Origin of the sequence: Nocardioides carbamazepini (assembly GCF_024614185.1) — a bacterium.
In the GTDB taxonomy this organism is placed as follows: Bacteria; Actinomycetota; Actinomycetes; order Propionibacteriales; family Nocardioidaceae; genus Nocardioides; species Nocardioides carbamazepini.
In genome coordinates, this window is the sequence record NZ_JAHTLF010000025.1 from 193,682 (window position 1) to 211,315 (window position 17,634).

Below are 17,634 nucleotides of genomic sequence, written 5' to 3' on the forward strand. Positions count from 1 at the left end.
GGGGAGTGCTCAGCCCTGGGCGCGCTTGACCTGGTCGTAGACCCAGGCGTAGGTCTTGGCCAGGCCGTCGGCGAGGCTGATCGACGGCTCCCAGCCGAAGACCTCGTTGATCATCGTGTTGTCGGAGTTGCGGCCGCGCACCCCCTGTGGCGCGGAGAGGTCGTACTTCCGCTCGCACTTGATGCCGGCGATCTCCTCGACGATCGAGTAGAGCTGGTTGATCGAGACCAGCTCGGCCGAGCCCAGGTTGATCGGGTCCTCGAGGTCGCTCGCGAGGATCATCTGCGAGCCCCGCACGCAGTCGTCGATGTACATGAAGCTGCGGGTCTGCTCGCCGTCGCCCCAGATCTCGAGCTCGTGCCTGCCGGAGATGACCGCCTCGGCGATCTTGCGGCACACCGCGGCGGGCGCCTTCTCGCGGCCACCGGTCCAGGTGCCCTCGGGGCCGTAGACGTTGTGGTAGCGGGCGGTGCGGGTGATCAGGCCGAAGTCCTCGGTGAAGTGCCGGGCCATGCGCTCGCTGAAGAGCTTCTCCCAGCCGTAGCCGTCCTCCGGCATCGCCGGGTAGGCGTCGGCCTCCCGCAGGGCGGTGACCGCGGTGTCCGTCTGCTTGTCGGCCGCGTAGACGCAGGCCGAGGAGGAGTAGAAGTAGCGCTCGACGTCGTACTTCTTGGCGGCCTGGAGCATGTGCGTGCTGGTGAGCACCGTCAGCATGCACAGGGCCTTGTTGTTCTCGATGAAGCCCATGCCGCCCATGTCCGCAGCGAGCATGTAGACCTCGCGCGCACCGGCGGTCGCGGCCTCGGCGGCGTCGAGGAGGGAGAGGTCGGCCTCGAGGTTCTCGGCGTCGGGGTGGACCTGGTACCACTCGTCGGTCGGCTTCACGTCGACCACGCGCACGGACTTGCCCTGGGCCAGCAGGTCGGCTGCGAGGTGGCCCCCGATGAAGCCTCCACCGCCAGCGACCAGCACGTCTACAGGCCGAGCCGTCATGTTCCCTCACTCCTTTACGTTTCAGCCCCCCAGCTGCATGCGGATCTCAACGACCCAGGGGCTTCGACGTCACGGGACCTCAGTCCCGTTCGCCCTCGCTCTCGAGGACACCGAGAAGGAGGTCCGCGACGAGCTCCTGCTCCTCGGGATAGGGGTGGTAGGCGGCACCGTCGGTGCGCGGCGGCGTGGCTCCCGCGATCCACGGCTCGGCGGAGCAGATGTCGTGTCCCTCGCTGGCCCGCCCCACGTCGACGTACTCGGCCCCGGTCTTGCGTGCGGCGGACGCGACGGCGCTGTTCAGGGAGATCAGGGCGTCGTGGGCGAACGGGACATCGCCGTCGGCGAGCGGCAGCTGGTCGCATCCGGTGGAGGCGGGGAAGGGCTGCGGGTAGCCCACCAGGAGGACCCGCGCCTCCGGGGCCCGGTCGCGGACCGCGCCGACCACCTCGACGAGGCGATCGCGGATCTTGCCGACGTTGTCCAGGGCCTCGGGGTTCTCGGCGACCAGGTCGCTGCACGGCGACCCTGCCGGATCCTGCTGGGCGGCGAGGACGCAGCTCACGATCAGTACGCCGAACAGGTTGAAGTCGTTGCCCCCCAGCCCGATCGTGACGAGGGCGGTGTCCTCGCCGACGGCGTCGATCTGCGGTGGCACCGCGCTGCCGTGGGAGGGTGCCTGCACGGTGGTCACGTGCTCCGTGGTGGCGCCGCCGCAGCTGACGTCGGTGAGCTCGAGGTCGAGCGCGCGAGCGAGGCGCCGCGGATAGTTGTCGAGCGAGCGCAGGCAGCCGCCGGAGTCGGGATCGAGCGCGCCGGTCAGGTAGCCGGCGGTGTAGGAGTCGCCGAGCGCGACGTACCGGTCGCCCGCCGCGATCGGCCGGTCCCCGTTGCCCTCCGGGGCCCGCGGCTCGGCGGGACAGCCGGCGAGGAGCAGGGCGACCGAGGCGAGGACTGCCACGGCACCGGCGCGTCCGGTGATGCGTCGACGTCGTGCGTGACGATGCATGCCGGCCAACCTACGTCCGCGGCCCCAGGCGATCGGGAGGGACGGTCAGACGGGCTTGCGGGCGGTGACGTCGAGGACGATGCGGGGCGCCAGGCCGCGGTCGACGAACTGGTCCATCACCCGGCTGCCCGCCTTGAGCGCCCGGCCGCGCAGGCCGGCGAAGTAGAGGTAGAGCTCGGAGGAGAGGCTGTAGCGGGCCTTGGGCGTCGCCACGACGTCGGTGTAGCCGAGCCGGGTGAGCTGCAGCTCCATGCTGGCCGGGGTGTGCAGGATCCGGTGGTGCGTCGGCAGCCGACGGTCGGACACCTTCGTCACCCGGCCGTCGGTCGCCTTGGCCACGCCGAGCGCCGCCTTGTCGGCGAACGTCCGGTGTGGTGTCTGCAGGACCAGGCAGCCGCCCGGGCGCAGCATCGTCAGCGCGTCGGCGAGCAGGTGGTCGCCGTTGGGCACGTGGGCCAGCACGCACCACATGGTGACGATGTCGAACTCGTCGCGGTGCCTGAGCGTGCCGAGGTCACCGAGCTCCAGCTGCACGGCGTGCCGCTCCTCGGCCAGTCGTACGGCGGCCGCGGAGGTCTCGTTGCCGAAGACCTCGCAGCCGAACTCGTCACGGGCCAGCTGCAGGAAGCCGCCGTCGCCGGCGCCCACGTCGAAGACGCGGGTGCCGCGGCCCGTCCCGACCAGGCCCAGGCTGGCCCCGAGCATCTCGCGCCAGACCTCGGGACGGCCGCCGTCACGCTTCGCGGCGACGTAGGCGGCATACAGCTCCGGGGTGATCTGCTCCTCGTCGACCACCTGAGGCGGCGCGTCGTCGTACTCGCCGTGCGCGGACATCCCGCAGACCGGGCAGGTGACGATCGTGCGGCCGGTCGCGCGCGAGGCCGGCATCCTGCGAATCTGCTGGGATCGGCACGCCGGGCACTGCTGGACGTCGGGCATGGGGCTCCTTCGCGCGAATGTGCCGGGCGGGCACGGGCCTCGTCGGCGGGACGGATCCTAGGGCACGTCCTCGGGGCCCGCGCTCGCATTGCGCTCTTTGCGCGCATTGCGAGCGTCGCGCCGGGCGCGCCTCAGCCCAGCGCGTCGGCGAGGAGGTCGGCGACGGTCTGCTGCTCCTCCGGGAAGGGGTGGTAGGCGAAGCCGTCGCCCCGCTCGGGCTCGGCCCCGGCGATCCACGGGTCCTTTGCGCAGATGTCGTGCCCCTCGGTCGCCGACCACACGTCGACGTACTCGATGCCCATGGTGTCGGCCGCCGACCGCAGCGTCTCGGTCACCTCGCGGGCCGCGTCGTAGGCGAAGGCGACGTCGCCGGCGGCGATCGGGAGATCCGAGCAGGGCTCGTCCGGGGGGAAGGTCTGGGGGTAGCCGACGACGATCACCCGGGCCTTCGGCGCCTTGGCGGCGACCGTCCGGACGATCCGGGCGAGGGCGTCGCCGACCGCGGCCAGGTTGCGCTCGCCCTTGTCCTCGGCGCCCTCGGCGAGGTCGGTGCACGGCGAGCCGTCGGGGTCGCTCTCGGCGAGGCTGACGCAGGTGCCGATGACGATGCCGTACAGGTCGATGTCGTTGGCGCCGACGCTGATGGTCACCAGGTCGGTGTCCTCCGTGACCGCGCCGATCTGCGCGGGGACCTCCGTGCCGCCCTCCTTCTCCTGCGGGGACAGGACGTCGCGGCTGGTCGCGCCGCCGCAGCTCGCGTCGACGAGCTCGAGGCCGAGCCGCTCGGTGACCAGACGGGGATAGTTGGACAGCGACCGGAGACAGGCGCCCGACTCGGGATCGGTCTCACCGGTGAGATAGGCCGCCGTGTAGGAGTCGCCGAGCGCAACGTACCGGTCCCCGGCGGCGATGCTCCGGCCCTTGTTGGCGCCGGCGTCGTGCCTCGGCTCCTCGTCGGGATCGCCGCAGGCGCCCAGCAGGCCGCCGGCCATGACGAGGGCGGCGCAGACGGAAGCGGCTCGCCGACGACTCATGTGGCTGGATGATACGAGCCACGGCCCAGGCGAGCGCCATCTAGGCTCTCCAACGTGAAGCGCGCATTCATCACCGGCATCACCGGTCAGGACGGCTCCTACCTCGCTGAGCTGCTGCTCGACAAGGGATACGAGGTCCACGGCCTGGTGCGGCGTTCGTCGATGTTCAACCGCGGCCGGATCGACCACCTGAAGGACGACGCGCGGCTGAGCCTGCACTACGGCGACCTGACCGACGGGGTCAGCCTGGTCAACCTGGTGCGGATGATCGAGCCCCACGAGGTCTACAACCTCGGCGCGCAGAGCCATGTCAAGGTCTCCTTCGAGATGCCGGACCACACGGCGTCGACCAACGCCATCGGCACCCTGCGACTGCTCGAGGCCATCCGGGCCGCCGGGCTGGAGTGCCGCTTCTACCAGGCGTCGACCTCGGAGATGTTCGGCCTCACCCCGCCGCCGCAGGACGAGCTCTCGGTCTTCCACCCGCGTTCGCCGTACGGCGCCTCGAAGCTGCAGGCGCACTGGGTGACGGTCAACTACCGCGAGGCCTACAACCTGTTCGCCGTCTCGGGGATCCTCTTCAACCACGAGTCCCCGCGGCGGGGCGAGAACTTCGTGACCCGCAAGATCACCAAGGCGGTCGCCGCCATCGAGGCCGGGATCAGCGACCACGTCGAGCTCGGCAACCTCGACGCGGTCCGCGACTGGGGCTTCGCGCCGGAGTACGTCGAGGGCATGTGGCGGATGCTGCAGGCCGACGAGCCGGACGACTACGTCCTCGCCACGGGCGTGGGCTACACCGTCCGCGACTTCTGCGAGGCGGCGTTCAGCCATGCCGGACTCAACTGGTCGGACCACGTCAAGCACAACGACGCCTTCGAGCGCCCCTCCGAGGTCGATGCCCTCATCGGGAACGCGACCAAGGCCAGGGAGGCGCTCGGCTGGACGGCGTCGGTGCGGACGCCCGAGCTCGCGCGGATCATGGTCGATTCCGATCGCGAGGACCTGAACCGCCTGCTGCACGGCCGGTGACCGCTCTGCCGGAGCCGCGGCCGGTGCCGGAGCCGCTGCCGGTGCCGTGGCCCAGGCTGGGGCGGCACCGTGACGGATGCCCTCGGAACCTGGGCGGCGCCCGGACGTTGTCACTCTAGGATTCGCCGGACCCCCAGGAGGAAGTGGCACGTGGACATGGCCCCCGCAGAACCCGACGAGGTCGCCCAGTCGACCCCCGCCCAGCACGTCCAGGCGGAGGAGGCGGCGTGGCGCGCCATCGTCGCCGACGTCCTCGGCGACGGGGCCGAGCTGGTCTCCGTGAGTCGGTACATCACCGACAGCCGGACCTACCGTGCCGGCGACAGGCTGGCGAAGATCCGCCGGATCGACCCCGCGTGGCCGGCCGACGCCGGCATGGAGGTCGAGGCGGGGTTCCTGCGCTCGCTGGGCCGTGACGTCGACTACGCGCAGCGCGACGGCTGGGAGGTCTCCGTGCAGGACGTGCTGCCCGGCAGCACGTTCAGCAGCCACCTGTTCGACCAGCAGGAGACCTCGTTCACGACCAGGGACCGGATGCGGGTGCTGCGCTCACTGGTCCCCGAGCTGCGGGCGCTGCACCAGCAGGGCATCTCCCACGGCGACCTGCGCACCGACAACATCCTGGTCGAGGGCGAGGCCGTGCGCCTCGTCGACTTCGACCGGGCGGCCCGTACGTCGCCGCGCCGCGCCGCGCTGCGGGACTGGGTGGGGGTGGGCGGCAGTCCCACGCCGTTCTGGAAGCTCGCGGCGGTCTCCCTCGCGCCGAAGAGCCTCACCGCGGCCCGGCGGCTGCGCTACCAGCTGGTCAAGTCCCGCCCCGCGACCAAGGTCGCCGGCGAGCCCCGCGACGTGGCCCGGCTGCGCGACGCGTGGCACCTCGCCGAGCAGTCCGCCGCCAACGCGCGAGGTCAGGGCCTGGCCTACTACGCCCTGAGCTACCGCGGCAGGCACCTGTCGGGCGAGCGGGCCTGGCCGCTGCGCTGGGATCCGATCGCGGCCTCGGTCGACTTCACCGGCAAGCGGGTGCTCGAGCTCGGCTGCAACATGGGCCTGCTCTCGAACTTCGCGAGGATGCACGGCGCCGTCGAGACCCACGGGGTCGACCACGACCCCACGATCGTGGACGCGGCGCGCGCCGTCGCCGACGCCTTCGAGACCGGCTCCACCTTCGAGCAGCTCGACCTGATGGGCACCGAGAAGTGGGAGGAGCGGCTGTCCGGCTACGACCTGGTCACCGCCCTGTCCGTCGTGCACTGGCTGCCGGACCGCGACCGGGTGCTGCGCTTCCTCGCCCAGCACACCGAGCTGCTCTACGAGGGCCACGACGAGCTCCCGGACGAGATCGCGCTGCTCAACTCGCTCGGGTTCGACCAGGTCGACGTCGTCCTCCGCACGGAGCGGGACCGGCACGTCCTGTTCGCGCGACGCACGGGCGGCTGAGGTGGCGCTCGCCGTCGCGACGGCGCGCAGGGATGCCGAGCCCCTGCGTGTCGTCATGCTGGCCACCGGGCTGACGGGCTATCTCGACGCGAAGTTCCGCGCCCTGGTCGGGCGCGGGGTCGAGCTGTTCGTGATCACCCAGGCGAAGCGGGACAACGTGGCCTACGAGCGGTTCCCGCTCGAGGACGTCGCCCGGGTGCACCCCTGGCACGAGCTGCCGACCGGCGAGAAGCTCAACCGGCTGGTCGACGAGTTCGCGCCGCACGCGATCCTCGTGCACTCCTGGCACATCCCGCCCTACCGCGAGGTGCTCAAGGGCCGCGAGGGCCAGTGCCTGCGGGTCTGCTGGATGGACAACAACTGGCTGGGCACGCCCCGCCAGTGGGTCGGTCGCGCGACCTCGCGCTGGTTCCTGCAACCGATGTTCGACGCCGCGATGGTGCCGTGCGAGCGGACCGAGACCTTCGCCCGTCACCTGGGGTTCGGGGCGGACACGATCCTGCGCGGCAGCCTGTGCGCCGACACAGACCTGTACGGCGCCGGCCCCTGGCCGGGCTCGGAGCTCGAGAGCCGGGGTGCGTTCCTGTCCGCGCTGCGGATGGTGCACCACAAGGGCGCCGACGTCCTCGCCGACGCCTACCGGCGCTATCGCGACATCGTCGACGAGCCGTGGGACCTGCACCTGGCCGGAGTCGGACCGTTGGAGTCGGAGTTCGAGGGCGTTCCCGGCGCCATCCGGCACGGGTTCGTGCAACCGCGCGACCTGGCGGGCCTGTTCCACCGCAGCAGCGCCTACGTGAACCCGTCCCTGGCCGAGCCGTACGGCGTCGTCCTCCACGAGGCGGCCGCGGCCGGCCTGCCGGTGATCACCTCCGACATGGTCGGCGCCGCGCCGACGATGGTCCAAGACGGCGTCAACGGCTTCCTCTACGCGACCGGGGACGCCGCGGCGCTCGCCGACCGGATGGCGCGGACCAGCGCGGCCGGAGCCGCCCGGCTCGAGGAGATGTCGGCGGTCAGCAAGGCGCTGTCGATGCGCCTCTCGCCGGCCTCCTGGGCCCGCAACGTCGAGGAGTTCCTGCGCACCTGCTGAGCCGGATCAGCCGCCTGGCCGGTCAGGACTCCCGGAAGAAGGTGCCGTCGGCCTGGAGCACCGCGCCCGACGCCGCGGCGAAGCCCGGCTCCAGGCCGGTCAGGACGAAGCCGGTGTCGTACATCCTGCTGATCGCCTCGTCGACGAGCATGCCGCCCTCGTAGGTCGTCGTGAACGACAACTCCAGCTGGACGCCGACGCACTGCGTCAGGGTGCGGGCGGCGCCGTCGAGCACCTGGCGCTCGAAGCCCTGGGTGTCCACCTTCAGGAAGATCCGCTCCCCGCGGACGGGGAGCTCGTCGACGAGGTCGTCGAGCCGGGTCACGCGCACGGTCTCGGTGCCGACGTACCCGACGTGCGGGGCGGCGGCCGCGTGCCGCTCCCCCAGGGGGAGGAAGGAGCTGCTGTCGCTGTTGGAGGCGACGTGGATGTCGGCCGAGCCGCTCTCCGCGCCGAGCCCCACCTGCACGGTGTGCCAGTCCGGGTCGGTGGCCGCGGCTCGGGCCAAGGCGGCGTACGGCGCGCTCATCGGCTCGCAGGACACGATCGGTCCCCGGTAGCCGAAGTGGCGCAGCTCGGTGCCGTAGGTGCCCTTCGCGGCGCCGACGTCGAACACCAGGTCCACGTCGTGCGCGGTGAGCTGGGTCTGGAGGCGCACCACGGGGTGGCGGCGCACGACGAACCCGCGGTCCGCGACGATCTGGATCGCCGAGCGCAGGGCGCGCGAGGTGAGCTGCCTTCGGTCCATGGGTGCACACCGTAGCGGTGGTCCGGCGTCCTGCGTGCGGCTATGCTGCGGCCCCGTCGGGGATCGCGACTGCGTGGGTGTGGAGAGGTGTGATGACGACCGTTCTCGTCGAGCCGAGTCCGGTCGGGCACCGGTTCCAGGCCGTCGCCAATGTCGCCAGGGTCGCGCTGCGCAACGGGGACGCCGTCCTGCTGACGTCGCGGGGTGCCACCCAGCACGAGGCGTTCGCCGACTACCTCGGCGGCCTTGACGTGCGCGCCGAGGAGGTCTTCGACGGCGTCCTGCCGTCGACCCGCGCGATGGCGGCCGCGGCCGCCGAGGTGTGCCGACGCACGCCGGCCGCGGCGGGGGAGCGGCACACCATCGTGGTGATGGACGCCGACCAGGCGCTCAAGCGCTGGTGGTTCGAGGCGCCCCGCATCCTCCGCGGCATCGAGCCGCGCCCGCGCGTCGTGTTCATGCTGACCCGCTATCCGGCCAAGCTGGGCCTGAGCGACCTGACCGGCTGGCGGCTGCGGATCCCCAAGGCGACGCTGGCGGTCGCGGCGAGGGCCACCCGCACGCTCGACCGCACGGCGGGCTTCGCCGGCCGCGACGACCTGACGCCGGGCTGGATCGTCAAGCGCACCCGCGACCCCGACCTGTGTGACGCGCACTCCCGCGACCGCGCCCGGCACCGGGCCGAGCTCGACCTGCCGGCCGGGCGCCGGATCGCGGGCATCTTCGGGGTGGTGAACGAGCGCAAGAACGCCCGGCTGGTCTGGGAGGCGATGGGGGCTGCCGGCCTCGACGCCGACCTGCTGCTCGCCGGTCCGATCGCGCCCGAGGTGCTGGCCTGGGCCGAGGCGCTGCCGGAGCAGGAGCGGGGCCGGGTGATCGTGCGCGACGGCTTCCTGGCCGGCGACGTCCTCGACCGGCTCGTCGCGTCGGTCGACGTGGCGCCGATCATCCTGACCAACAACGGACCCTCCGGGATCATGGGCAAGGCGCTCGCCGCCGAGGTCCCGGTCGTCACCGCCGGCTCGCGGGTGCGGGCGCGCGAGCTCGTCGCGACCGACGCCGGTGAGGTCGCCGAGCTCGACGCGGCCAGCATCGGTGCCGCGATCGCCCGGGTGTTCGCCTATCCGCCCGACCGGAAGCGGGCCAACCTGGTCCCGCCGGCGACCGCCGAGGAATTCGCGGAGAACCTGTTGGGCGTCGACTCGTTGGGACGGGTACGTCGTCCTCGGTCGCGCCAGCGCGCCTGACCGAGCAACGGCCCCACGATCCCAGGAGGCGTTCCCCCATGAGGCTTCACCCGTCCGAGCACCCGCGGCTCTATGCGGCCGCCCGCGCGGCCGCGCACGCCGTCAACACCCCGATCGCCAAGCGCCGGATGGGGAAGGCCGCGGCGGCGGCCCAGCGCCCGATCAGGCTCGAGATCGGCGGCCTGTCCGACCGGCCCGGCTGGCTGGTCGTCAATGTCAACGCGCGCACCCGCAACTACCTCGACGCCACCGGGCGCTGGCCGTTCGAGGACGGCTCGCTCGACGTCGTCTACGCCGACAACATGATCGAGCACGTGCCGCTCGAGGCCGGCCGCCGGATGTTCGCCGAGGCCCACCGCTGCCTGCGCCCCGGCGGCGTGATCCGCCTGGTCACGCCGGACCTGGGCAAGCACGTCGAGCTCTACCTCGCCGGCAGTCGCTCGGTCGAGGACGAGGTCGGCGGCTTCTACCGCTCGCTCGGCCTGACCGTCGAGCACCCGACCGACCTGGTGCGGGTGCCGATCGCGTCCTTCGGCCACCACACCGGCTATCTGTACGACGTCGCGTCGCTCTGCGCCGAGCTCACCAAGGCGGGCTTCACCGACGCCCAGGAGTGGTCGCTGTCCGACAGCCGGCACGACGCGCTGCGCGGGCTCGACAAGCGCACCGGCGAGGGCGGCGCCCAGATGGCGATCGAGGCGGTCCGGTGAGCAGTCCGGCGGGCGAGCCGGTGGAGGGCCTCACCACCTCGGCGGGGCTGGGCTTCCGCGACCTCGTCTTCTCGGACCTGCTGCGCTACCGACCCGACGTCCGTCCGTCCTGGCCGGCGGTCGCGGTGAAGGCGGTGTCGAACCCGGGCCTCGTCGCCTCGGTCATCCTGCGGGCCCAGCAGATCGCCGTACGCCGGGGCCGGACCCGGCTGGCCTTCCTGCTCCGCTCGATCGGGATGGTGCTGGTGAGCGCCGACTTCGTGCCGGGCATGGACGTCGGCCCGGGCCTGCTGATGCCCCACCCCAACGGGGTCGTCATCGGCAACGGTCTGCGGGTCGGGGCGAACGTGACGTTCGGCGGTGGCGTCACCGCCGGCGTGAAGCAGCCGGACACACCGCCGGAGGAGGACGGCTTCCCGACGGTGTGCGACGGGGCGATCGTGCTCGCGCACGCCGTCCTGGTCGGCAAGGTGACGGTCGGCCGCTACGCCCAGATCGGCGCCAACTCGGTCCTGCTCTCGGACGCTCCGGAGCGGGCCGTGATGTTCGGGGTCCCGGCCCGCAAGGTCGCCGTCCGCGACGCCATCATCCCGGGGACGTACGAGCGGATCGAGTGACCGACCAGGCCGACCCAGGCCGGCAGCACGGCCGGCAGCGTGGCGCACGGCCGCGAAGCGGCACGGCGCGAAGCCCGCGGGGCGAGCGAAGCGAGACCCCGGGCGGCGAGCGCCGTCTGCGACACGCTCGGCCCAAGCAAGTCGGCCTCAGCGGCAGATCTCGCAGGAGGGCGGCCCGAGCTCCGGGTCGTGAGCGGCCACGAACTCCTCCACCCGCGGCGAGTGGATGATGCCCTTGTGGGCGGCGACCTTGTCGGTGTCCCAGTCCCACCACCTGATCCGCAGCAGCGCCTCGCGGATCGGCTGCTCGAAGCGGTACTTGATGTGCTTGGCGGGGTTGCCGCCGACGATCTCGTAGGGCTCGACGTCGCGCACCACCACGGCCCGGGTCGCCACGATCGCGCCGTCGCCGATGGTCACGCCCGAGGAGACGATGGCCTCGTAGGCGACGAACGCGTCGTGCCCGACGGTGATCGGTCCCTTGTTGTGGATGGCGTCCGGGGCCTGGACCCATTCGCCGTTCTCGACGTGGGCGTGGACGGTCGTGACCCAGTCGGCATGGTGCAGGCCGCCGGGCATGAAGATCGCCGTCGGGTTGACCCCGGCGTAGCTCTTCACGTGCACGGGCTGGCCGTCGTTCTCGACGGTCTCGACGATCTTCATCCACGGGTACGACGGGTACTCGAAGGTGAGCAGCCGCTCGTCGAGCTCGTCGAAGTGACGCAGCTGGGGGCCGTCCACCCAGCGCCGGACGCTTCGCCGGAGTCGGGCGGCGATCTTCTCGCGGGCGGTCCTGGGAGCAGGGACGCGCATGTCGGCGGTCATGAGAGAGCAGGCTACCGGTGGAACGGCGGTCGCGAGTGCCGAGTTGCGGCTATGGTTGGCCCGCCATTTCCGGGCGAGACGAGGAGCACGCTGGCATGCAGGATCGGGTCGAGCAGGTCGTTCGAGAGTTCGTCGCGCGGGTGAAGCCCGAGGCCGGTGAGGTCACGGTCGAGACGCCGCTGTACGCCGACGGCGTGGGCCTCGACTCGCTGGAGGCCGCCGAGCTCTCGGCGGTCCTCGAGGACGAGTTCGGCACGGACCCCTTCCAGGGCGACACGATGCCCGAGACGCTGAACGACATCGTGTCGTTCTACGTGACGGCCTGAGCCGGACTGCATGATCGAGTTCCTGCGCCGCGGCGCGCAGACCCGGCCGGAGCGGCCGGCGGTGGTCACCCACGATCTGACGGTCTCGTACGCCGAGCTGCTGGCGATGGCCGAAGGCGCCGCGACCGCGCTGAGCGAGCTCGGCGCCGACCGGATCGCCCTCGCGGACCACGAGGCCGCGCCGGTCATCGCGCTGATGGCCGCCGCCGCGGCGACCGGGGTGGAGGTCTGTCTGCTCCCGCCCGACGGCGCCGAGCAGGTGCTCGACCTGGTCGGGCGCTTCGACCACACGGTGGTCGTGACCGACCGGGACGACCTGCCGGAGTCCGCGCTGCCGGCCGGCGTACGCCGTGTCGGCCTCGCCGGTCTGCTCGCGACTCCCGCGCAGAGCGCTCCCGGCGACCTGCCCGCGCACCGGCCGCACCTGGTCCTCACCACCGGCACGACCGGCGCTCCCCGCGGTGTCCGCCACGACTGGGGCCGCCTGGTCCGCAGCACCGCACACGTACAGCCCGCCGGCGACGAGCACTGGCTGCTCTGCTTCGGCCTGCACCAGTTCGCCGGACTCCAGGTGCTGCTGCACGTGCTCGCAGCGGGCGCGACGCTCGTCGCTCCGGCGCCGCGCCGCCCGCGGGAGGGCCTCGCGGCCATGCGCGCGCTGGGGGTGACGCACGCGAGCGCCACGCCGACGTACTGGAGGTTCCTGCTCGCCGAGCTGCGCGCCGACGGCGGGCCGGTCCCGCAGCTGCGCCAGATCACGCTGGGCGGCGAGGCCGTTCCGGGCCCGCTGCTGGGCGAGCTCGCGACGACCTTCCCCGACGCCCACGTCTCGCAGGTCTACGCGGCGTCCGAGTTCGGCTCCACCGGCTCGATGCGTGACCGCCGGGCGGGCCTGTCGACGGCCGTGCTGGAGCGCGGCGAGGACGCGGACGTCGCGCTGAAGGTCGTCGACGGCGAGCTGTGGATCCGATCGCGCACCGGCATGGTCGGCTACTACGGGGAGCCCGACGTCGACGCCGAGGAGTGGCGCCCCACCGGCGACCTCGTCGCCGTCGAGGACGGTCGGCTCGTGTTCCTGGGCCGCTCCTCGGAGATCATCAACGTCGGCGGCGTGAAGGTGCACCCCCTCGTCATCGAGGAGCGGATCGGTGCCGTGGCGGGCGTCGACGTGGCCCGGGTCTACGGGAGGCGGAACCCGATGACGGGTCAGATCGTTGCGGTGGAGGTGGTGGCGTCCGCAGGCGCGGACACCACCGCGATCGACGCCGCCATCCGTGCGGCGTGCGCCGACCTGCCGTCGGCGTCCCGCCCCCGCAGCATCCGGTTCGTCGACGAGGTCAGCACGACCGGGAGCAAGATCGTCAGGAGAGAAGCACCGTGAGCGAGACCAGCACCGCTGAGCCGCGCGTCGTCGTCATCACCGGTGGCAGCCGGGGGCTCGGGGCCGGCATCGTGCAGGCCTATCTCGACGAGGGCGACGTCGTCGCGACCTGCGCCCGCAGCAGCACCCCCGAGGTGGAGAAGTGGCAGGGCGACGCCGCCGTCGCCGACCGCTTCCTGTTCCTGCCCGCCGACGTGTCGAGCTCCGCGGACTGCGCGGCGTTCGTCAACGCCGTGATCGAGCGGTTCGGCCGGATCGACGTGCTGATCAACAACGCGGGCGTCGCGCGCGACGGCGTGATCGGGCTGACCTCCGACGAGGACATCGACGTCGTGGTCGACCTCAACATCAAGGGCTCGCTCTACATGGCCCGCCAGGTCAGCCGCCGGATGATGGTCAGGCGCAGCGGCACGATCGTCAACATCTCCTCGGTCGTCGGCCGCTCCGGCTACCGCGGGCTCGCGGTCTACAGCGCCACCAAGGCCGCTCTGGAGGGCATGACCCGCGCCCTCGCGCGCGAGCTCGGCACCCGCGGGATCACGGTCAACGCGATCGCGCCCGGCTACCTGCGCACCGAGATGAGCCACGGGCTCGACGAGGAGCAGCTGCAGCAGATCGTCCGCCGTACGCCGGCCGGGCGGCTCGGCGACCCCGAGGACATCGCGCGCGCGTGCCAGTTCCTCACCGACCCGCGCAACACCTACCTGACCGGGCAGGTGCTCGTCGTCGACGGCGGCCTGACCGGCTGACGCCCCGGTTCCCGGGCGGTCTCAGTACCAGGGCCGGCGGAGCCCGCGGGCCGCCGCGTAGGTGCCGTACGCGAGCTCGGCAGCCCGGCGTACCGGTCGGGTCTCGTAGGGCGCGGTGAGCGCGGCGTCGTACCTCGTGAGTGCCTGCTCCCACGCGACCTCCAGCGTCTGCGCGGGATCGGAGTCGGGCCGGATCCGGCGGGCGACGTGGATCCACAACCGCTCGTCGAGGCGGGTATGACGGGCGAGCAGCTCCACGGTGCGACCGTCGAGCTCGGGCGCCAGGTCCGGACGGCGGCGGCGAGGGACCGAGACCCGCTCGTTGAGCCGGATGTCGGGCAGCGTCAGCCCGATCGCGGTGCCCAGGTGCTCCAGGAAGCGGGGGTCCTCGACCAGGCCGACGTGGTCGAAGCGGTCGAGCGAGTCGAGCGCGGCGCCGAGGATCTCCTCCTCCTGGCTCTCCTCGATGAAGGAGGTCGGCGACAGGAGCGGGTGCGGCCAGGCGAGGAAGCGCGCGATCGTGTTGTCGATGTTGGGCGCGATCATCGCGTGGTCGAGGTAGTCGCCGAGCCGGCCGCGGGCGACCCGGAAGGCGATCGAGCCCGCGTGCCCGAAGTGGCGCAGGTCGAAGTCGGACAGCGCCCGGCTGTGCACCCACTGCGAGAGCACCCGCAGCCGCGGGTGGCGCAGGATCGTGACCTCCTGCCGCTCGTCGTACCGGGCGCGGGTGGTGCCGGGCGCGACGTGCCCGGTGATGAAGTCCCCGTCGGCGGGCAGCTCCTCCGGCCCGCGTACGAAGGTCGCCGCGGCCTGCGGGCGGAGCGCGTCGATCCGGTCGTAGCCACCGACGAGGGAGACGTCGACCCGGTAGACGGTCGTCGCCTCCGGGGGCAGCGCCGCGACGATCGCGTTGCGCACGGAGGTGCCCGCGCACTTCGGGATGTGGTTGAAGATGAGAGGTCGCTGGACGAACGGCGCGCTCACGTAGCTCCTTTCGCGGACCCGGCGACGTTCGCCGCTCACCCATCGGGTCCGGGTTCTCCAACGACCGTCCAGGGGGCGGCGTTACCCGTATCCTGCACCCGTGTCGACGTCCTCCCCCGCCACGTCCGTGCCCGCGGCCGCCCGGCACCGGCCGGTCCCGTGGTGGCTGCTCGCCGGGGCGGGGGTGCTCACCCAGCTGCTCACCATGGCCAGCGGCATCATGGCCGCGCGGATGCTCGGCGTCGAGGGCCGCGGCCAGGTCCTCCTCGTGGCGACACTCGGCGCGGTCGCCGCCCAGCTGACCCTCGGCGGTGGGCTGCCCAACGCGATCACCAAGCAGCTCGCCGAGCGTGGGATCCCGGCCCGTGACGGTCTGCGTGGGCTGGCGCGCTCCTGGCTGATGATCGGCGTGGCCGCCGGCGCGGTCGCCGCGGCCTACTTCGTGTTCGTCGACCGTGACCGGCTCGGCGTCGACACGGCTCTGCTGGCCGTCGCGGTCGTGCTCACGGCTCTCAACGCGATGGCGGCGCGGATCCTGATGGGCGCGATGCTGGGCGAGGGGACCGCGCCGATCCGGATCGCACTGACCGGCGTGCTGCCCCAGGCGGCCGTGGTGTTCGCGTTCGGTGTCTGCCTGGCCCTCGGGTGGAACCTCGGGCCGGTCGGCGTCCCGTTCGTCATCCTCGCGTTCAGCGGCGGCGTGCTCCTGGCCCGGGTCCGGAGCCTGCGCCCGTCGCTGGGACCGGACGCGCCGCGCCTGGACCGCGACGAGCTGCGCAGCCTCGCGCGCCGCGGGCACGTGAGCAGCGTCGGGCCCATCGACGGGCTGCAGCTGGACCGCTTCCTGGTGGGCTCGCTGCTCGGCAACACCATGCTCGGCCTGTACGGCGTGGCCTCTGCCCTCTCCGCGCTGCACAACGTGCTGGGGATGTCGCTGGCGGGCGTGGCGCTGCCGCGGCTGGCGGTGCTGCAGACCGACCCCGTGGCCGAGCGGGAGTACGTCCGGCGCACGCTCGGCCTCACGGTCGTCCTGATGCTCGTGATCACCGTGCCGTTGGAGCTGGCGATGGAGCCGCTGGTCCGGCTGACGTTCGGTGCGGAGTTCCTCGGCGCCGTCGAGTGCGCCCGCTGGGTGGTGCTCGCCGCGGGCATGCTGGGCACGCGCCGCGTGCTGATCGCCGTGCTCCAGGCCCGGGACCACGCGCGATACGCCTCCGTCGTGGAGTTCGTCCTCGCCGCCGCGCTCGCCGCCGGCATCGTCGTCGCCGCGCTCAACGACAGCATCGTGCTGGTCGGCATCCTGCTGACCGCGGTGGCCGCCGCGGCCTGCCTGCTGCTGGGCTTCGGGGTGCTGGCCACCGCGGCGTCCGGGCAGCTTGCGGAGTCCGGGTCCTCGGACTCTGCCGCCGACGGTGTCGCCGATGCGTAGGATCCCGGCCATGTCGAGTGTCGAAACTGCTCCCGAGGTCGCCCCGACCGCGGCGGAGCGCACCACCCACGTGCCGTTCACCGGCCGGGTCAAGCGCCTCCTCGCCCGCTTCGCGCCGGGCTTCCTGATCACCTTCCTCGACCGCGTGGTGTTCCGGGCCCGCCGGGCCCGGATCCGCGGCGTCCGCAGGGTCTTCGGGTGGCTCGGCTACAACGTCGCCCACCGCGCCGACTACTACTCGACGCTGCCGGTGCTCGAGGAGATCGAGGAGACCCGGGCGCGCTGGGACCGGCCCTCGAGCCTGCCCGGCCTCGATGTCGATCTCGGCGCGATGCGCGAGCGGCTCGACGGCCTCGGCGCGCGGTGGGAGGCGGAGTTCCTCGCCGAGACCGGTGACTACCTCGCCAACACCCGCCGGGGATTCGGGCCGGGCTACCCCGAGTTCGACGCCCGCACGCTCTACTACATGCTGCGTGAGCACAAGCCGGCCCGCTATCTCGAGGTCGGGTCGGGGCTGTCCACCTACTACGCCTCGCTCGCCGGCCGGCGCAACGCCGCCGAGGGAGCGCCGCTGCAGATCACCTGCGTCGAGCCGTACCCCTTCGACGCGCTGCGCTCGCTGCCCAACTTCCAGCTCGTCGAGGGCTTCGTCCAGGACGTCCCGACCGAGCGGTTCGAGGAGCTGGAGGCGGGAGACCTCCTGTTCATCGACTCGTCGCACTCGCTCAAGATCGACAGCGACGTCGCCTATCTCTTCCTCGAGGTGCTGCCGCGGGTCAGGCCCGGCGTGATCGTCCACATCCATGACGTGCCGTTCCCGTTCAACACCCCGTACCCGGCCGACACCTGGCTGTTCGGCGAGCGGTGGCCGGTCTACTGGAACGAGGCGATGGTCGTGCAGACCTTCCTCGCGTTCAACAAGGAGTTCCCGATCGAGCTGTCGGTGCCGATGCTGCGTCACGACGACGAGGCGGCCCTGCGGCGCAGCCACCCGCGCTACGTCCCGGTGGGCGACGACCCCAACCCGCCGTCGTCGCTGTGGCTGCGCCGGGTCGGCTGACCCGGACCTGACGGTGCGGAC

General features: G+C 72.4%; 18 protein-coding genes. 11 read left to right on the forward strand and 7 right to left on the reverse strand.

Annotated features, from left to right (window positions below; translation table 11 throughout):
* Window positions 1-9: 9 nt before the first annotated feature.
* The 4 genes from KVF89_RS26955 to KVF89_RS26970 all read right to left on the reverse strand — a co-directional run bounded on the left by KVF89_RS26955 (window position 10) and on the right by KVF89_RS26970 (window position 3,972).
* Window positions 10-993, reverse strand: coding sequence for an NAD-dependent epimerase/dehydratase family protein (locus KVF89_RS26955; RefSeq protein ID WP_257430218.1), 984 nt, complete (start codon window positions 991-993; stop codon window positions 10-12).
* A 79-nt stretch (window positions 994-1,072) separates the two neighbouring features.
* Entirely contained in the window at window positions 1,073-1,999 is a 927-nt protein-coding gene (locus tag KVF89_RS26960) for an SGNH/GDSL hydrolase family protein (protein WP_257430219.1), read from the reverse strand.
* Between the two features lie 45 nt (window positions 2,000-2,044).
* Window positions 2,045-2,887, reverse strand: coding sequence for a class I SAM-dependent methyltransferase (locus KVF89_RS26965; protein WP_257430220.1), 843 nt, complete (start codon window positions 2,885-2,887; stop codon window positions 2,045-2,047).
* A gap of 182 nt (window positions 2,888-3,069) precedes the next feature.
* Window positions 3,070-3,972, reverse strand: coding sequence for an SGNH/GDSL hydrolase family protein (locus KVF89_RS26970; protein ID WP_257430221.1), 903 nt, complete (start codon window positions 3,970-3,972; stop codon window positions 3,070-3,072).
* A 54-nt stretch (window positions 3,973-4,026) separates the two neighbouring features.
* Here KVF89_RS26970 and gmd point away from each other — a divergent pair, with 54 nt between their 5' ends.
* The 3 genes from gmd (at window position 4,027) to KVF89_RS30520 (ending at window position 7,537) form a co-directional block, all read left to right on the forward strand.
* Complete coding sequence (gene gmd / locus KVF89_RS26975) at window positions 4,027-5,004, forward strand: GDP-mannose 4,6-dehydratase (RefSeq protein ID WP_257430222.1); 978 nt, start codon at window positions 4,027-4,029, stop codon at window positions 5,002-5,004.
* A gap of 156 nt (window positions 5,005-5,160) precedes the next feature.
* The gene (locus tag KVF89_RS26980) at window positions 5,161-6,444 is read left to right on the forward strand and encodes a methyltransferase (protein WP_257430223.1); all 1,284 of its coding nucleotides are present in this window, start codon (window positions 5,161-5,163) and stop codon (window positions 6,442-6,444) included.
* A 1-nt stretch (window position 6,445) separates the two neighbouring features.
* Window positions 6,446-7,537 (forward strand): glycosyltransferase family 4 protein, encoded by a 1,092-nt coding sequence (locus KVF89_RS30520; protein WP_257430224.1) that lies wholly within the window; start codon window positions 6,446-6,448, stop codon window positions 7,535-7,537.
* Window positions 7,538-7,559: 22 nt separating this feature from the next.
* Here KVF89_RS30520 and KVF89_RS26990 read toward each other — a convergent pair whose 3' ends face one another.
* The gene (locus KVF89_RS26990; protein WP_257430225.1) at window positions 7,560-8,285 is read right to left on the reverse strand and encodes an FkbM family methyltransferase; all 726 of its coding nucleotides are present in this window, start codon (window positions 8,283-8,285) and stop codon (window positions 7,560-7,562) included.
* 92 nt (window positions 8,286-8,377) lie between these two features.
* Here KVF89_RS26990 and KVF89_RS26995 point away from each other — a divergent pair, with 92 nt between their 5' ends.
* The 3 genes from KVF89_RS26995 to KVF89_RS27005 are packed head-to-tail and all read left to right on the forward strand — an operon-like array spanning window position 8,378 to window position 10,859.
* Entirely contained in the window at window positions 8,378-9,532 is a 1,155-nt protein-coding gene (locus tag KVF89_RS26995; RefSeq protein WP_257430226.1) for a glycosyltransferase family protein, read from the forward strand.
* Window positions 9,533-9,570: 38 nt separating this feature from the next.
* Complete coding sequence (locus tag KVF89_RS27000; protein WP_257430227.1) at window positions 9,571-10,242, forward strand: class I SAM-dependent methyltransferase; 672 nt, start codon at window positions 9,571-9,573, stop codon at window positions 10,240-10,242.
* The gene (locus KVF89_RS27005) at window positions 10,239-10,859 is read left to right on the forward strand and encodes a serine O-acetyltransferase (protein WP_257430228.1); all 621 of its coding nucleotides are present in this window, start codon (window positions 10,239-10,241) and stop codon (window positions 10,857-10,859) included. The genes KVF89_RS27000 and KVF89_RS27005 overlap by 4 nt, the downstream gene beginning before the upstream one ends.
* Window positions 10,860-11,006: 147 nt before the next feature.
* Here KVF89_RS27005 and KVF89_RS30670 read toward each other — a convergent pair whose 3' ends face one another.
* Window positions 11,007-11,684: a CatB-related O-acetyltransferase gene (locus KVF89_RS30670; protein ID WP_257430229.1), complete on the reverse strand. Its 678-nt coding sequence runs from the start codon at window positions 11,682-11,684 to the stop codon at window positions 11,007-11,009.
* A gap of 95 nt (window positions 11,685-11,779) precedes the next feature.
* Between KVF89_RS30670 and KVF89_RS27015 the strand changes: the two genes are divergently transcribed.
* Genes KVF89_RS27015 through KVF89_RS27025 form a run of 3 tightly spaced genes read left to right on the forward strand, consistent with a single transcriptional unit; the run spans window position 11,780 to window position 14,140 of the window.
* Entirely contained in the window at window positions 11,780-12,010 is a 231-nt protein-coding gene (locus tag KVF89_RS27015) for an acyl carrier protein (RefSeq protein ID WP_257430230.1), read from the forward strand.
* A 10-nt stretch (window positions 12,011-12,020) separates the two neighbouring features.
* Window positions 12,021-13,391 carry a class I adenylate-forming enzyme family protein gene (locus KVF89_RS27020; protein WP_257430231.1) on the forward strand — a complete coding sequence of 457 codons (1,371 nt, stop codon included), beginning with the start codon at window positions 12,021-12,023 and terminating at the stop codon, window positions 13,389-13,391.
* A complete protein-coding gene (locus KVF89_RS27025; protein WP_257430232.1) occupies window positions 13,388-14,140 on the forward strand; it encodes an SDR family NAD(P)-dependent oxidoreductase in 753 nt (250 codons plus the stop codon). Before KVF89_RS27020 ends, KVF89_RS27025 begins: the two co-directional genes overlap by 4 nt.
* A 21-nt stretch (window positions 14,141-14,161) precedes the next feature.
* Here the strand turns inward: KVF89_RS27025 and KVF89_RS27030 are convergent, their stop codons facing one another.
* Window positions 14,162-15,124 (reverse strand): hypothetical protein, encoded by a 963-nt coding sequence (locus tag KVF89_RS27030; protein ID WP_257430233.1) that lies wholly within the window; start codon window positions 15,122-15,124, stop codon window positions 14,162-14,164.
* A gap of 100 nt (window positions 15,125-15,224) precedes the next feature.
* Between KVF89_RS27030 and KVF89_RS27035 the strand changes: the two genes are divergently transcribed.
* Together KVF89_RS27035 and KVF89_RS27040 are read left to right on the forward strand one after the other, a co-directional pair.
* The gene (locus tag KVF89_RS27035; RefSeq protein WP_257430234.1) at window positions 15,225-16,553 is read left to right on the forward strand and encodes a lipopolysaccharide biosynthesis protein; all 1,329 of its coding nucleotides are present in this window, start codon (window positions 15,225-15,227) and stop codon (window positions 16,551-16,553) included.
* Window positions 16,554-16,563: 10 nt separating this feature from the next.
* Window positions 16,564-17,613: a class I SAM-dependent methyltransferase gene (locus KVF89_RS27040; protein ID WP_257430235.1), complete on the forward strand. Its 1,050-nt coding sequence runs from the start codon at window positions 16,564-16,566 to the stop codon at window positions 17,611-17,613.
* The last annotated feature ends 21 nt before the right edge of the window (window positions 17,614-17,634 follow it).

Bases quoted from the DNA above. Each gene is read 5' to 3' on its own strand.
- KVF89_RS26955 (WP_257430218.1), bottom strand. From the start codon at position 993: ATGACGGCTCGGCCTGTAGACGTGCTGGTCGCTGGCGGTGGAGGCTTC.
- KVF89_RS26960 (WP_257430219.1), bottom strand. From the start codon at position 1,999: ATGCATCGTCACGCACGACGTCGACGCATCACCGGACGCGCCGGTGCC.
- KVF89_RS26965 (WP_257430220.1), bottom strand. From the start codon at position 2,887: ATGCCGGCCTCGCGCGCGACCGGCCGCACGATCGTCACCTGCCCGGTC.
- KVF89_RS26970 (WP_257430221.1), bottom strand. From the start codon at position 3,972: ATGAGTCGTCGGCGAGCCGCTTCCGTCTGCGCCGCCCTCGTCATGGCC.
- KVF89_RS26980 (WP_257430223.1), top strand. From the start codon at position 5,161: ATGGCCCCCGCAGAACCCGACGAGGTCGCCCAGTCGACCCCCGCCCAG.
- KVF89_RS26990 (WP_257430225.1), bottom strand. From the start codon at position 8,285: ATGGACCGAAGGCAGCTCACCTCGCGCGCCCTGCGCTCGGCGATCCAG.
- KVF89_RS26995 (WP_257430226.1), top strand. From the start codon at position 8,378: ATGACGACCGTTCTCGTCGAGCCGAGTCCGGTCGGGCACCGGTTCCAG.
- KVF89_RS27000 (WP_257430227.1), top strand. From the start codon at position 9,571: ATGAGGCTTCACCCGTCCGAGCACCCGCGGCTCTATGCGGCCGCCCGC.
- KVF89_RS30670 (WP_257430229.1), bottom strand. From the start codon at position 11,684: ATGACCGCCGACATGCGCGTCCCTGCTCCCAGGACCGCCCGCGAGAAG.
- KVF89_RS27015 (WP_257430230.1), top strand. From the start codon at position 11,780: ATGCAGGATCGGGTCGAGCAGGTCGTTCGAGAGTTCGTCGCGCGGGTG.
- KVF89_RS27020 (WP_257430231.1), top strand. From the start codon at position 12,021: ATGATCGAGTTCCTGCGCCGCGGCGCGCAGACCCGGCCGGAGCGGCCG.
- KVF89_RS27040 (WP_257430235.1), top strand. From the start codon at position 16,564: ATGTCGAGTGTCGAAACTGCTCCCGAGGTCGCCCCGACCGCGGCGGAG.